Raw genomic sequence first — 16,782 nt, 5'->3', positions numbered from 1 at the left:
ATTTAGTTTTCTGGTTCTGTATAATAAATTTGAAAAGTGGCTTTTAAATCATCAGGAACTGATGTTGTGTTCCCGTATAGTATAGTTCCTTCAGGAGCTAAAGTTGTGCCTCTAGGTATTGCATTAACATCATCATCATCACTTGTGGTGTTTAATATTTTTGAAGTCGTTGTGTAATTTATATTGGTAGTTACAAAAAGTCCTAATTTGACATTAGTTGAGTCTTTAAGTAGTATATCATTTATGTGTTCTGTCAATCTTATTTTATACTTTACTCCGTTTTCATCTTCATCTCTTTCAAGTTTAGGAGAATAAATTAGATGAGAATTGAAAGGGTCTGCTGTGTTTGAACTACTATCAAATAAGTAATCAATAATAGGAGAGTTGTTGTTCAGGTTGTATAAAGTTATTCTGTCTGGTTCTACAGTTCCTGATTGATCAGGAGGTAGGTTTACATAAAAACTTAAAGTGGCTTCATTTATTAACCACTGCTCTTCTTTAGATCTAAAATATTCAAGTGCATCTTGAGTGTTATTGTCTTCGTCTATTACGTTTCCATTAAATAAATCAAGAACAGTCATGGATCCTTCAAAACCTTTTAGAAATAATTGATCATCACCTGTGGTTTCATTACCATCAGTTAACGTAACGTTTGAAGTTAAAGTTTCAAATATATTAAACTTGTTGCTATTAAGATTAAAGGTATAGGTATCTCTTTCTCTTTCGTCAGTTGTTGTGTCTTCAATATCTGTTTCGTATCTTAAATCTATTTTTGCTGTAGTATCAATGTTTAGAAAAATCATGTTTCCATCATTACTATTAATTTGTTCTACTTTAAAAATTAAACCTCTAAAAGCGTTTTTAAAGTTATTAGCACTTGATAGGTTAGGGTTTGTTGTTCCATCAGCTTGAACTAAAAGGTCTTTCCATTGGTCTAAACCATATTCTTGATTAGTTAAATCTAAATATAGTCCTGGTGCTCGATTATCTTCAAGGTCTTCAAGTTCTGTCTCCTCTAAGGGTATTTCTTGAATAGCCACATATTGATCACTTGGTAAGAAACCATTTATGTCACTCTCATATATAAGCTCTCCTTCAAAAGCGCTTAAGTTTAAATCTGTGTATGCATTTGAATAGTATGCTTGAGTTTCTTCAAAATCAGATTCTGGATCTAAATCTCTTAAAAAATATTCGTTTTTATATATAGATAATTTATACCCACTGCTTGCATCTCCAAATAATGAATCTAATGTATATGTTGTGTTGCCATCGTCGTCAGTACCTTCAACTGTAGAAAAGTAAGGAATGTAAAGTTTTACAGATTTAACCTCTAGGTTATCTTCAAATTCAGGATCTACTTCGTCTGGAACTATTTGTGTTACTATTCCAGCAGATGTAAGACCAAAATTAGGGTCGTTATATGTACCTAAAGCGTAACTGGATAAGTCATTGGTTTGAACTGGATCAATTTTTTTATTATATGCTATAAATGGAAATATTTTACTATTTGTAGTAAAGTTTTCTGCACCAGTTATGTCACTTTCTATATTTACAAAATCTTTTTCACAAGCTATTGATGTAATAGCAATAATCATCAATAGCGCTAATGGCTTGATGAAGTTTATTATGGATTTTTTCATAGGGAATTCTTGAGTATGGCAATATTGCGTTAATCTAAAACGCTAGTTGTATAAAAATTAGTGTATGCTTCGCTAAATTCATCTTTAGCATGATAACCTAAAACTGGTTTTTCTGAGTTATCTAAGTATTTAGTTAACTCTTCAGGAAGGTCTTCTGATCCAACAATTAATGCGTCAGAGCTATCTATAGCTACTTTCATTAGATTATTGTAAGTTGGGTCTTTAAGTAATTTGATTTTGTCGTCTTCGATGTTATCAAATTTAATTTTTTTGACTAAATCTGTATTTAATGTTTTTTCAAAGCCACTTTTGTAAATAGAAGTTACAATTTTACTTTCGTTAAATAAAGGTTCGTCTTTATAAAACTGCTTTAAGTATAAAGGTAATAAAGAAGCTAACCATCCATGAACATGAATAATATCTGGTGACCAGTTTAATTTTTTCACAGTTTCAATAACACCTTTTGCAAAAAAGATTGCACGCTCATCATTATCTTCAAAAAGATTTCCGTCTTCATCTGTTAAAGTTGCTTTTCTTTTGAAGTATTCGTCATTATCTATAAAGTAAACTTGTATACGTTCTTTAGGTATAGAGGCTACTTTTATAATTAAAGGCATGTCTAAATCGTTAACAACAAGGTTTATTCCAGATAATCTAATCACTTCATGTAATTGATGTCTTCTTTCGTTGATATTTCCATATCGTGGCATAAATATTCTTATTTGTCCACCTTGTTGGTTAACCATTCTAGGTGTCTCAAATGACATTGAAGAAATTTCTGTTTCTGGTAAGTAAGGCACCACTTCAGATGATACGTATAATATCCTCTTATCTTTCATATATTGTTTGGCTTTTCGGAATTATCAATAAAAAACACGCAAAAGTACAAAATTTTATGCTAATTGTTACTAAAATATTAAGTTTGCAATAGTTAATTAAATATTAATAATGCTTGTATTTACTAATAAAAACAAAATAAACGATCATATTTCTGCTTTCAAGCAGAGTAATAAAACGATTGGATTTGTCCCAACAATGGGAGCTTTACATCAAGGTCATTTGTCTTTGATCAAAGAAGGCTTGTCTAATAACGATATTATGGTTGTTAGTATTTTTGTCAATCCTACTCAATTTGACAATGCTCAGGATTTGAAAAAGTATCCACGCACTTTGGATAATGATGTAGCACTTTTAAAAACTGTGTCTAAAGATATTGTGGTTTACGCACCAAGTGTTGAAGATATCTATCAGGAAAATGTTGAAGCACAAAAGTTTAGTTTTGATGGTTTAGAATTTGAAATGGAAGGACGTTTTAGACAAGGACATTTTGATGGTGTTGGTACTATAGTCAAGCGCTTATTTGAAATTGTTACGCCTGACAACGCTTACTTTGGTGAGAAAGATTTTCAGCAACTAACAATAATTAAAAAATTAGTTGATAATTATGATATACCTGTAAATATTGTAGGCTGTGAAATACACAGAGAAGCCAATGGTTTGGCTATGAGCTCAAGAAATGTACGTTTAAAACCAGAATATAAAACAGCTGCTCCATTTATTTATAAAACTTTACAGCATGCCAAAACTAAGTTTGGCACAAAAAGTGCTAATTATGTTACACAATGGGTTGAACATCAGTTTGCAAATCATGATTTATTACAATTAGAGTATTTTATAATTGCAGACACTGACACATTAAAAACAGTTACACAAAAACATAAATCTAAAACCTATCGAGCGTTTATTGCAGTTTATGCTGACGATATAAGATTAATTGACAATATCGCTTTAAATTAATTATCTTTGCCCTATGCAAATACAAGTAGTAAAATCAAAAATTCACAGAGTTAAAGTAACAGGTGCTGACTTAAATTATATTGGTAGTATAACTATTGATGAGGATTTAATGGATGCAGCAAATATCGTTCAAGGAGAAAAAGTGCAAATTGTAAATAATAATAATGGTGCACGTCTAGAAACTTATGCTATTCCTGGTCCAAGAAATAGTGGAGAAATAACTTTAAATGGTGCAGCATCAAGATTAGTTGCTAAGGATGATATCCTAATATTAATAACATATGCGTTTATGGATATTGAAGAAGCTAAAGTGTTTAAACCTTCATTAGTTTTTCCAAACGAATCAAATAATTTACTTAAGTAAGTGTCAAAAAAAACATTTATAAAAATATTAAAAATCATGCTCCCAATTTTATTGGGAGTTTTTTTAATATACTATTCTCTGTCAAAATTATCTTTTGAAGAGCTGCTGCAGTATGCAAAAAATGCCGAATATAAATATATTTTTTTAGGTCTAATTTTCGGGTTGCTTAGCCATTTGTCAAGAGCCTATCGTTGGGTGTTTATGCTGGAGCCATTAGGTTATAAAATAAAATTAGGTAACAGCATAATGGCAGTATTTTCTACTTACTTAATTAATTATACTATTCCAAGAGCTGGTGAAGTAGCAAGAGCAACTATTCTTAAAAATTATGAAAATGTTCCTTTTGAGAAAGGATTTGGGACTATCGTAGCAGAGCGTATTGCAGACATGATCGTTATGTTGGTTATAATAGCTGTTACCTTAAGTCTTCAGTTTGATTTTATCTTTAATTTTTTAACTCAAAAATTCAATTTAACTAAAATTATTATTGCATGTGTTGCTTTAATGGTTTTAACTTTAGTGTTTGTTTTTTTGATAAAAAGAAGTACTAATGTTATTGCGTTAAAAATAAAAGGCTTCGTTAACGGGTTAATTGAAGGTGCGCTTAGTATTTTTAAAATGAAAAAAATGGGCGTTTATTTTTCATACCCTGTTTATATGGTCTATGTATATGCTAATGTTTTATGTCACAACTTTAGCTTTTAAAGATTTAAACGCATTGCCTTTTGCTGCTATATTAGTCGCTTTTATTTTAGCAACTTTTAGTATTGCAGCTACAAATGGAGGTATTGGCTCTTATCCAGAAGCTATCGTGATTGCATTTACTTTATTTAGCCTTCCAGAAGATCCAAGTCGTGCATTTGGATGGATAATGTGGACCTCACAAACATTATTGGTGTTTGTCTTTGGAGGTCTATCTTTATTATACCTTCCGTTTTTTAATCAAAACAAATAATTTGTAACTTAGACCCAAATTTAAATCGTAATTATCATGAAACGTATTTTATTGTTATTAATAACCTGTTTTATAATGTCTAATAGTATGGCTCAAACCATTTACAAAGAAATGGCTTCAGAAAAATTAGGAGAATCTAGGCAGATAAAAATACAGTTACCTCGAAACTACGATACTTCGGATAAAAAATATCCTGTAGTTTATGTTTTTGATGCAGACTATTTATTCGAGCCAGTTGCTGGTAATGTTGATTATTATAGCTATTGGGAAGATATTCCGGAAGCAATTGTGATTGGTGTAAATCAATATGATTTAAGAGAAAACGATGTGTATTTTAATCCACTAACTTCGTTGCCTGTAGAAACTGGAGCAGAGTTTTTTGAGTTTGTTAGTATGGAATTGGTTCCGTTTGTAAATAAAACATTTAGAACAGAAAAATTTAAAGTAGCGGTTGGACATGGTAAAACTGCCAATTTTATTAATTATTTTTTATTAAAAGAAGTACCATTATTTCATTCTTATATAGTCTTAAGTCCAGATTTAGCTCCTGAAATGCCTAATTTTTTAACCGAAGTTTTTCCTAAATTAGAACAAAAAACATTTTATTATTTAGCAACAACAAATAACGATTCTAAAGGAATTCAGGCTAAAACGGAAGCTTTAGCAAATACTTTAAAAGCGATCGAAAATAACAATGTATTAAAAACCTTTGATACTTTTGATGGGCCATCACATTACACATTACCAGCACACGCTATACCTAAAGCTTTAGAAAGTATATTTTTAGTGTTTCAGCCAATAAGTAAAAAAGAATATAAAGAAACCATTCTTAAATTAGATACCAATCCAGTAGATTATTTAGCTGAAAAGTATCAAATGATAGAGGATTTATTCGGAATTGAAAAAACCATTTTAATAAACGATTTCAAAGCAATCGAAGCCGCAATAAAAAAGCACGAAAAATGGGAGTATTTTGAAGATTTAGGTAAACTTGCTAGAAAAGAATATCCAGATACTTTATTAGGAAATTATTACTTAGGACGTTTTTATGAAGAAACAGGATCTCCTAAAAAAGCAATGAAAACCTATCAGTCTGCTTATGTTTTAGCCGAAATTGGAGGGATTACAAAAGATCATGTCTTAGAGTTGTCAGAACAAATTAAAGCAGATTTTGGATATTAATACATGGCTAAAGTAAAAACCACTTTTTTTGTCAAAACTGCGGAACGCAATATGCTAAATGGCAAGGACAATGTAATGCTTGTAAGGAATGGAACACCATTGTAGAAGAAGTAGTCCAAAAACCTGAAAAAAGCGACTGGAAAACACCCAGCAGCAAAACAAATAAACGCGTTTCAAAACCATTAAAGGTTAATGAGATTGATGCTTCTAAAGAAGCTAGATTAAACAGTTTGGACGCAGAGTTTAATCGTGTACTTGGAGGTGGTATTGTACCAGGATCTTTAACGCTTCTTGGAGGAGAGCCAGGAATTGGTAAAAGTACTTTGTTGCTTCAAATTTCTTTAAAACTACCTTACAAAACATTATATGTTTCTGGAGAAGAAAGTCAAAAACAGATTAAAATGCGTGCAGAACGTATAAATCCTGTTAATGACACGTGTTATATTTTAACAGAAACAAAAACACAAAATATTTTTAAGCAAATTGAAAGTTTAGAGCCTGATATTGTTATTATTGATTCTATTCAAACCTTACACTCTGATTATATCGAGTCTTCTAGCGGAAGTATTTCTCAGATAAAGGAATGTACAACAGAGCTTATAAAATTTGCAAAAGAAACTAATACACCTGTCATCTTAATTGGTCATATAACTAAAGATGGGAATATTGCTGGTCCAAAAATTTTAGAACATATGGTGGATACCGTACTTCATTTTGAAGGCGATCGTAACCATGTATTTAGAATTTTAAGAGCTCAAAAAAACCGTTTTGGATCTACTCATGAGTTAGGTATTTATGAAATGCAAGGTTCAGGTTTAAGAGAGGTGTCTAACCCTAGCGAAATTTTAATATCTAAAAAAGACGAAGCTTTATCAGGTAATGCAATTGCTGCTACACTTGAAGGAGTTAGGCCATTAATGATAGAAGTGCAAGCCTTGGTTAGTACCGCAGTTTATGGGACGCCACAACGTAGTGCCACAGGTTTTAATGCCAAGCGTTTAAATATGTTATTGGCAGTTTTAGAAAAACGTGCAGGATTTAGACTTGGAGCTAAAGATGTTTTTTTAAATATTACAGGAGGTATAAATGTTGACGATCCTGCAATAGATTTGGCTGTAGTTGCAGCTATTTTATCATCAAATGAAGACGAAGCATTGCAAGCTGATTTTTGTTTTGCAGCAGAAGTTGGATTGTCTGGAGAAATTCGACCTGTACAACGTGTTGAACAACGAATTTTAGAAGCCGAAAAATTAGGTTTCTCAACTATTTTTGTTTCTAAATACAATAAAATATCTTTAAAAGATACAGCGATCAAAATTCAATTAATCTCAAAAATTGAAGATCTTGTAGATCTAATTATAATCTAACTGATTGATTTTATAACATTAAAGTATTCCTCTCAAATAATTCAAACCTCTTATAGGTGTTCACTCAACGAAATTAATTTGCATTCTATCGAACAATTGTGGTTTTTTAAAACCAACGAAGCATCTTTGTCGTAGATATGTTGCTTTTATACTAAAAACTTTCCCTCATAGCTTTTATAAAAAAGTATAAAATTTAATAATTAATGTATTACGTTAAAGTTATGGGTTTAAAATTCTTCTTTCAAAAAAATCTTTCAAATATTTAATTTCAACCAATTTAATTGTATTTCGTCGATTTTTGTTTGTTGCATTACCTTCAAAATGTCTAAACATAAGATATCATTTATCTTCGTAAAAAGCTCATTTTCAATATTCTCCCTTTAAAATTTATTATTATGAAATTACAGATTAACAAATTTCACATAAAGTACGTATTAGTAGTTTTGTTGTTGCTTGCTTTTAAGCAAACTTTTGCGCAGTGCGTACCAAATAACTTACAAGGTTTTAATATTAACTATATTTCTAATGTTAATTTTGAAACAATTAATAATACTACTACAGGTACTACAGGTGCTTATGTGGATTATTCAGGTTCTATAAATACATCAGTTTCTCCTGGAGTTACAGTTACGGGTTCGGTTACAATTACTCAAAATGCATATAATACAAATACGAATAAAGTGGCTGTTTGGATTGATTTTAATCAAAATAATGATTTTGAAGATTCAGGAGAGTTTTTTGAATTTGTATTTACTTCAGTAAATGGTGTTGAAAATTCAATTGTTCCAATTAGTATTCCTATTCCTGTTTCTGCTTTATCAGGAAATACTAAAATGAGAATTGGTTTTTTAAATAACCCTGGAGCAGAGATATATACTTCTTGTGATTTTAGATATAAAGCTGGTGAGGTTGAAGATTATGGATTAAGTATAATGGCTTCGTCTGCTTCTCCTATTGCTGCTTGTCAAAATTTGAGCATTACTTTAGATAGTAATGGAAGTGCATCTATTATACCTTCAGATATCGATAATATGTCAAGCGATGATAACGGAATAACTAGTTATTCTTTAGATATAGATACATTTGATTGCTCTCATCTTGGAGACAATACGGTAACTTTAACAGTAACAGATGCAGATGGTCAAACAGACAATTGTACAGCAACAGTTAATGTTAGTGGGTATTCAGGAGCTTTAATTGCTCCAACATTATCGGATGTTACTGCGTCTTGTAGTTATACAGTACCAACACCAGCAGATTTGTCCTATAGTTGTGTGGATATTACTCCTGTTTTTGATAATTCTACTTCGGGATCAACAACGTTTACAAGTGATGGTACAATAACTTGGTTATATGATGATGGTAATGGTAATACGGATACAGCAACTCAGAATGTATACATTAATTTAATAGAACCAGCTAATATTGCTGTTTCTGCTATAACTCAAACAACAGCATCAGTAACTTGGGATGATGAGTTAGGAGATGAAACGTACTCAATTAGATTTAGAGAGAGTGGTGCTTTAATTTGGTCAGAAGTTGCTGTGTCAACTAATAGTTATAACATTTCGGGTTTAACAGCAGCAACAACTTATGAATTTGAAGTAGCAACTGTATGTGGTATAGCTACATCAAATTATTCAACTACTCAAAATTTTACAACATCTCCAATCAATAACGCATGTGTACCAAATATACCAAGCGCTAATTCAACTCATTACATTTCAAATGTATATTTACCAGGTGATAACCTTACAGAAATAAATAATTCATCTGGTTATGATGGTGGTTATGGCGATTACACTACTACACCTAGTGTTGATTTAACCAGAGGACAGAGTTATACAATGGAATTATCTGTATCTAATCAAATGGCTTCTGAAAATAGATCTGGTTGGGCTGTGTACATAGATTTAAATGGTGATGGTGATTTTGTAATTGGTGAAATGGTTTGGAGTAGTTCAGGAGAAGATAATTCATTGTCAGCTACAGATAACACGTTTGATCCAGGTACAATTACTGTACCTGCTACAGCTGTTTTAGGAAAAACATTAATGAGAGTAGGAACTAGAAGGTATTGGCATTCTGCTGATCCTTGTGGGAATAATGATGGTCAACCTGAGGAGTTTGAAGACTATATTGTAGATATAAAAAATGATGCAACTTCTCAAGATATTGATGTATATGGTAATAGTGTAAATATTATTTCTGGTACAACAACTACAACAACTGATAATTATACTTATTTTGGTGTCTTTGATATTAATTCAGGAGCAACAACTAGAACTTTTGAAATTCAGAATACAGGTGTTGCAGATTTAATTTTACAAGCCCCTTATGTAAGTGTTGTCGGTTCGGTTGAGTTTAGTGTTGGTAGCCAACCTTCATTAACAACATTAATGCCTGGAGAGTCTACTTCTTTTACGATAGCTTTCAATCCTGATTCAATCGCTTCATATACAGCAGAAGTTTCTGTTTTATCAAATGATGTTGATGAAAATCCTTTTGTATTTACTGTTCAAGGTGAAGGTGCACAAACATTCCCTGATACAGATGGCGATGGTGTTCCTGATAATGTAGATGTAGATGATGACAATGATGGCTTAAGTGATTCTTATGAGTCTGTATCTTGTTCAAGTTATACAAATGCCACTACCACAGATCTTGTGTTTTTAAATGAAACTTTTGGTGCAGGTACAAATCGTATTCAGATTAACGGTAATTACGCAGGTGTAACCACTACTTATTGTTATGAAGATGGTTTTGGATCATGCCCTGCGACTTATAATCCAACAAGCGTAAATGATGGTGATTATACAGTACATCATACAGTAACTAATAATAATGGAGTAACGGAAGGTATAGATGTTGACGTGTCTGATTGGGCTGAAGATTTTTGGTACGCAGGAGAGGATCATACTCCAGGAGATGTTAATGGAAGAATGGCTATTTTTAATGCAGCTGAAGATCCTGGTGTTTTTTACAGTCAAGATATTTCTGGAGTTACTATAGGTGTTCCAATTCAATTTGGATTTTATGCTATTAATTTAGATAGAGTAGATGCTCCTTCGGTCAGTACTAGACATAAGCCAGAAGTAACAATTGCGATTTATGATGCTTCGGGTAATTTATTAGCTACAGAATCTTCAGGTCTTATTGATCCTACAACGCCAGCAGGTGATTGGGTAGAGGTTTCTGCAAGTTTTACTAGTCCTGTTTCTCAATTTACAGTGGTTTTAACAAATTCTCAATTAGGAGGTCAGGGTAATGATTTAGCAATTGACGATATTTTTGTCAAACAAACACTTTGTGATTTAGATGGTGATGGAGTAGCAGATTTAATTGACTTAGATAATGATAATGATGGTATACCAAATGTAGTAGAGCTAGGTTATGTTGACGATAACTTAGATGCAACAGTATTTAACGATACAACAAACCCATGGATAGATGCTAACGGAAATGGGATGCATGATGCTTATGAAGGATTAACACCTTTAGATAGTGACGGAGACGGAATACCTAATCACATAGATTTGGATAGTGATAATGACGGAGTTTTTGATAATATTGAATATAATGGACAAGGAGATGTTGATGTAAATGGAGATGGTGTCGGAGATGGAACAGATTACCAAGACACAGTTATTAATGATACAGCAGATGATCAAGATGGAGATGGTCTATTACCTATTGTTGATAATAATGATACTGATGTAGATGGTGCTTTTGATACAGATCATGGAACTTTTAGTTATGTTATTCCTTTGGATTCTGATGGAGATGGTGTACCAGACTACTTAGATATTGATAGTAATGATGCTAGTAACGATACTTCAAACGGAAGTGATATTAGTAATAGCATATATGCGAGCTTAGATACTAATAATGACGGTATAATTGATGGTAATTTAGATGTTGATAATGATGGATTATTAGATGCTTTTGATACTAATAATAGTGTTTTTGGTTCTCCTTTAGATTTAAACGATTCATTTAGTTTGTTTTTTGATGGACGTAATGATTATGTAGAAGACAATAATGTTATTTCAAGTGGAAATGCTTCAATTATGGCTTGGATTAAGTCTGAAGGTGATAATACGTTAAATAATAATAGAGTTGTTGCTGGGCAAAGTAATTTTTACTTAATGGTTAACGATGCAGATAACTCTGTTTCTGTTGTGTTAAATGGAGGTGTAGTGTTAACATCTTCAGATATTGTAACAAATAATATTTGGGTGCATTTGTCAGCTACTACAAACGGATCAGAAACAATTTTATACGTAAATGGTGAAGCTCAAGGAGCACCATTAGGTTCTGGAGGTGTTAATTCTGATGCTTCTAATTTCACCATCGGAAAATTATCTAATGTAGATGGGAATTATTTCCATGGAGAAATTGATGAGGTTAGAGTGTTTGATATTGCATTAACCGAACAGGAAGTGCAACGTACAGTGTATCAAGAATTGGATGAGAATCAAAGTTTTAATCAAGGAAAAATAATTCCTAAAGACATATCAACAAATGCTATTGGATCTAATTTAGTACGTTATTATAAAATGGATAGTTATAAAGATGATATAACTGATAATAAAGTAACACCAACAGTTGATCAAGTTACAGGAGCTAAATTATACAATATCAAAGATGTTTATTTTCAAACAGCACCTTTACCTTACAAAACCATTCAGGACGGACCTTGGACAACAAGTTCAAACTGGCAATATGGTGACGTTTGGGATATAGATGTTGTGACAAATAATAAAGATTGGAGCATTGTAGAAATTAATAATAATATTTCTACGACAGCATCACATACTAATTTAGGTTTAGTAATTCAATCCAATAAAATATTGAGTTTGTCAGGAGATAATTTTGTGGATAACTCATGGTATTTAGAGTTAAACGGAACATTAGATTTACCAAATGATTCACAATTAATTCAATCTATAACCAGTGATTTAGTAACAGGATCACAAGGAAAAATTTTAAGAAGACAAGAAGGGTACGCTAATAAATACAGGTATAATTATTGGGGAACACCTGTTGGAACTATGGGTGTAACCTCTATTACAGATAATAATACAGCTATATCTAATACCAACAACACTCCTTTTAATTTAGATATGTTAAAAGATGGTTCTGGAACAGCAATACCGTTTACCACAAGTTATGATCAAGTAGGAAGTTTAAGTACTTATTGGACGTATACTTATCAAAATGGGTTTTCATATTATAACTGGTTAAATATAAGCGAAACAGATAACATTCCTACAGGATTTGGTTATATTCATAAAGGTGTTGGAATAGGTACTACAGATTTTCAATATTTATTTGAAGGAAAACCAAATAACGGAACAGTCGTTATTAGTGCAACAGACGCAGGAGGACCAGGTTCGGTAGGTGGATCTTCAAGAACAACTTCAGTATTGGGTAATCCTTATCCTTCAGCAATAAGTGTAGCATCATTTATTGCAGACAATAGTGCTGTTATTAGTGGTGAAGTTTATTTGTGGGAACAATGGGCTGGAGATACACATGTTTTAAACCAATACCAAGGAGGTTACGCAACGGTAAATAATCTTGCTGGTGTTAAGGCATATCAATTTATTGGTTTAAATGGTGATAGTACCGAAAGTGGAGGTGGAGCAGCCGAAGGGACAAAAACTCCAACAACGTTTTTACCAGTAGCTCAAGGTTTTGTGGTAGAAATAGTAAACAATGGAGATATTAAGTTTTTAAATTCACAACGAGTATTTAAAACGGAAGCAGCTAATGAAACGGTCTTTTTTAGACAGACTGAAACTACAGACATAACTACAACATCATCAACTCCTTCAGAAGATATCATCAAAAAAATGAGACTTCAATTAACTACTGCTGATGGTTTAGGAAGAGAAATTGTAATGGGTTTTAGTAATATTACACAGGATGATTTTGATTATGGTTATGATGCAAAAGCATATGAAACTTTTAGTAATGATTTATTAATGGTTTTAGAAACAGATAAAATGGTACTTCAAGCTTATTCAGATATAACACCAGAAAAGGTAGTAGATTTGACTTTTATAGCAGATGGTAATGGCGTTTATAATATTAAAGCAACAGAGTTTGTTGATTTTTCATCAGATCAGTCAGTATTTTTATTAGATAATTTTACAGGAACCTACTTTGACTTATCACAAGATCAAGGATATGATTTTACATCTCAAGAAGGAGAATTTTCAGATAGATTTGATATTGTGTTTCAGGAAGCTGAAGCTTTAAATACCGATCACTTTAACATTAGTGATAATGCAATTATTTATTTCAGTTCTAATGAGGATAAGTTGTTTGTAAAGCAATTAGATCAAGATCTTAAAAGCTTAACTGTATTTAATGCATTAGGACAAAAAATACTTCAATTGCAAGATGCAAAAGCTGTTGATTTACAAAACGGTATTAGGCTAAATAATACTAGTACAGGTATGTATGTTGTAGTTTTAAAGACTGATGATGATACTGTAGTAAACAAGAAAATTATAATTGAATAATCACCCATTATATTTCAAATTAATTTACATGAAAAAAAGACTACTATGGATTTCTATGTTTTTAGTGTGTTCACTAAAAGCACAAATTGCGATGACACCAAGTGCATCTGCAATAACGGCAGGATCAGATTGGTCCACAACAAAAATCACAACAGATGATGCTTTAGATTATCCATGGGAAATAACTTATGGTCCTGATGGTGATTTGTGGGTAACGGAACGCGTTGGGGAGAAAATTTCTAAAGTAAGTACAGCAACTGCTACAAATACACCTGTTACCTTGTTGGATTTAAGTGCTAAAGTTACCTATTCTAAACAAGGAGGTTTGATGGGGATGGCAATTCATCCAGACTTATATAATCCAATGGTAACGACTAATAATTATGTGTTTGTTTCGTATACATATGATGATGGTTCTGGTTTAAAATTAAGAATAGCTAGACTTGTTTATAATGAAACTTCAGGAACTTTGGTTGAAGACCCAGCATTGGCGCCAAATGGAGCTATCTTGGAAGGTATTCCTGCAAGTGGAGATCACAACTCAGGACGATTAATTTTTGGTCCTGACAATAAACTATATTATACAATTGGTGATCAAGGTGCTAATCAATTTGATTATGCCTGTAATCCAATTCTGTCTCAAGTTTTACCAACATCAACAACGGACTATGATAATTATCCAGGAAAAACGTTGAGGTTTAATATTGATGGAAGTATTCCAACAGATAATCCTACGTTGGATGGTGTCAAAAGTCATGTTTATACTTATGGTCATAGAAATGCCCAAGGTATTATTTTCGCAGAAGATGGTACATTGTATGCTTCAGAACATGGCGCAAAAGTTGATGACGAAATTAATATCATAAAATCAGGTAAAAATTACGGTTGGCCTCAAATTTCTGGTTATTACGATAATATGGCCTATACTTACTGTAATTGGTCATCTTTAAATGGTAGTTGTAATGCTGGTGATTTTAGTGATCACAATTGTCCCTCTGGAGCACAAACAGCTACAGAGTTTGAATCTTATCCAACTATTAATGATGTTCCTGTAAATTTTGAACCACCTATTGGGACTTATGGTGGTACTGTAGCAACAGATCCTCCAGGAGGTTGGTTTACATGGCCAAGTGTAGCGCCTTCAAGTATAGATATACATGAGTCTAATGTAATTCCGGATTGGGGAAGATCTCTTTTAATTCCTACTTTAAAAAAAGGGACAATTTATAGAGCAAAATTAACACCTAATGGAAATGACATTGTTGGAGATGATAATGTAGGTACTATAGACGGTTATGAAGAATTTCATTCTTCAAACGATAGATACCGTGACATAGCAATTTCACCTGATGGTTTGACAATTTATGCAGTGACTGATAATGGAGGAGGTACTTCAGGACCTTCATCAGATAGTGGTGTGTCAATAACTAATCCTGGTGTAATAATTAAAATTGAATATTTAGGACCACAAATTACAAATGTCCCTGTAGCTAACTGTCAAGATATAACAGTTACATTGGATGCATTTGGGCAAGCAACTATTATGCCTTCAGATATAGATAACGGATCTGTAAATGCAGATTCAATGTCCTTAAGTATGGATGCTTTTGATTGCTCTCATATTGGTACGCCACAGACTGTTTATTTAACCGTTTATAGCGCAGATGGAGGAGAAGATACTTGTTCTGCAACTGTAACGGTTAATAATACAACAGATGCTATTACTGCTCCAGCGTTACCAGATGTTACAGGGTACTGTTCTGTAACAGCAGATGCTCCAGTTTTGACTTATAAATGTATAGATTATACAGGTACTACATCTGATGCTACAACTTATAATACAGAAGGTACTAATGTTATACAATGGACTTTTGATGCAGGTTCTGAAGGGGTTGTTATGTCTAACCAGAATGTTATCGTCAACGCATTAGATGCTCCAACTAATGTTGTGGTTTCAAGCGTTGGTAATACGTCTGCAATATTAAATTGGGATAATTTTGATGGAGCAACATATCAAATACAATACAGACTTCAAGGTGCTTCATCATGGACAACCTTGTCTTCGGGTGTAAATTCTGTTACTATTTCTAGTTTAGATATTAATACAACTTATGAAGCACAGGTTAGTGCGGTATGTGGGTCAAGTAATTCAGATTACAGTACACCATTAGTTGTGTTTACCACTACCCAAATTACTTATTGTGCATCTCAAGGAGTTAATAATGGTCATATTTCTAATGTTTTAATTAACGGAGAAAGTACTTCTTTTATAAATAACTCATCAACAGGTGATACAACGTATACGGATTTTACAAATGTTACTCCAGTAAATTTAACGTCAGATGGAGAATCTGTTTATACATTAAATGTTAGTACCAGCTTTAACGATGCAGGTGTTGCTGTTTGGATTGATTATAATCAGGATGGTGATTTTGATGATAGTAACGAAAAAATTTGGGACGATGCTGAAGGGACTACAGGTGCTAGTCCAAGAAGTAACACCTTTGTAGTACCTTCAGGTGTTGCAGATGGTAATACGAGAATGCGAATTGCTTCAAGACAATATTGGACGCCAAGTGGTAGCTGTGGAGATGTAGTGGAAGCTAATCAGGATTCTGAAGTAGAAGATTATACTGTTAATATAGTTCCTCCAACGCTTTCGGTTCGGGATTTAGATGTAAATACATTTGTGTTATACCCTAATCCAGTTCAAGATAATTTTACAATAAAATTAGCTACTGTAGCAACAACAGATCTAAGTGTTAAATTAATGGACTTACAAGGTCGAATTATTCAACAAAAAATATTGATTAAAAATGAAAAAACACTGACTTTTAGCGAGTTAAATAAGATAAATAATGGTGTGTATTTTGTGTCAATATTAGAAGGGAATAAAACAGTAGCTTCAAAAAAATAGTTAAAATGTAATTTTATTACAGTTATA

Annotated in this window: 7 protein-coding genes and 2 pseudogenes; 7 read left to right on the top strand and 2 right to left on the bottom strand. The window is 32.3% G+C overall.

The window, feature by feature from the left end:
- Positions 1 to 2: 2 nt before the first annotated feature.
- Positions 3 to 1,640 carry a DUF4270 domain-containing protein gene (locus AC0L4B_RS02715; protein ID WP_473438440.1) on the bottom strand — a complete coding sequence of 546 codons (1,638 nt, stop codon included), beginning with the start codon at positions 1,638 to 1,640 and terminating at the stop codon, positions 3 to 5.
- Positions 1,641 to 1,669: 29 nt separating this feature from the next.
- A complete protein-coding gene (locus tag AC0L4B_RS02710) occupies positions 1,670 to 2,479 on the bottom strand; it encodes a glycogen/starch synthase (protein ID WP_289044541.1) in 810 nt (269 codons plus the stop codon).
- A 109-nt stretch (positions 2,480 to 2,588) separates the two neighbouring features.
- Here AC0L4B_RS02710 and panC point away from each other — a divergent pair, with 109 nt between their 5' ends.
- From panC to AC0L4B_RS02675, 7 genes and pseudogenes are all read left to right on the top strand, one after another.
- The gene (gene panC / locus AC0L4B_RS02705) at positions 2,589 to 3,437 is read left to right on the top strand and encodes a pantoate--beta-alanine ligase (RefSeq protein ID WP_473438439.1); all 849 of its coding nucleotides are present in this window, start codon (positions 2,589 to 2,591) and stop codon (positions 3,435 to 3,437) included.
- Between the two features lie 13 nt (positions 3,438 to 3,450).
- Positions 3,451 to 3,801: an aspartate 1-decarboxylase gene (panD, locus tag AC0L4B_RS02700; protein ID WP_473438438.1), complete on the top strand. Its 351-nt coding sequence runs from the start codon at positions 3,451 to 3,453 to the stop codon at positions 3,799 to 3,801.
- 36 nt (positions 3,802 to 3,837) lie between these two features.
- Positions 3,838 to 4,756: pseudogene (locus AC0L4B_RS02695) on the top strand (lysylphosphatidylglycerol synthase transmembrane domain-containing protein).
- 36 nt (positions 4,757 to 4,792) lie between these two features.
- Positions 4,793 to 5,938: an alpha/beta hydrolase gene (locus AC0L4B_RS02690; RefSeq protein WP_473438437.1), complete on the top strand. Its 1,146-nt coding sequence runs from the start codon at positions 4,793 to 4,795 to the stop codon at positions 5,936 to 5,938.
- A gap of 3 nt (positions 5,939 to 5,941) precedes the next feature.
- A pseudogene (gene radA / locus AC0L4B_RS02685) lies at positions 5,942 to 7,305 on the top strand (DNA repair protein RadA).
- 395 nt (positions 7,306 to 7,700) lie between these two features.
- Positions 7,701 to 13,838, top strand: a complete 6,138-nt coding sequence (locus AC0L4B_RS02680; RefSeq protein ID WP_473438436.1) for a GEVED domain-containing protein — start codon at positions 7,701 to 7,703, stop codon at positions 13,836 to 13,838.
- 28 nt (positions 13,839 to 13,866) lie between these two features.
- On the top strand, positions 13,867 to 16,755 hold the full coding sequence (locus AC0L4B_RS02675) for a PQQ-dependent sugar dehydrogenase (RefSeq protein ID WP_473438435.1): 2,889 nt from the start codon (positions 13,867 to 13,869) through the stop codon (positions 16,753 to 16,755).
- Positions 16,756 to 16,782 lie beyond the last annotated feature (27 nt).

Source organism: Olleya sp. NP1-10 (assembly GCF_055804415.1).
This window is presented reverse-complemented; position numbering and strand designations above follow the sequence as displayed.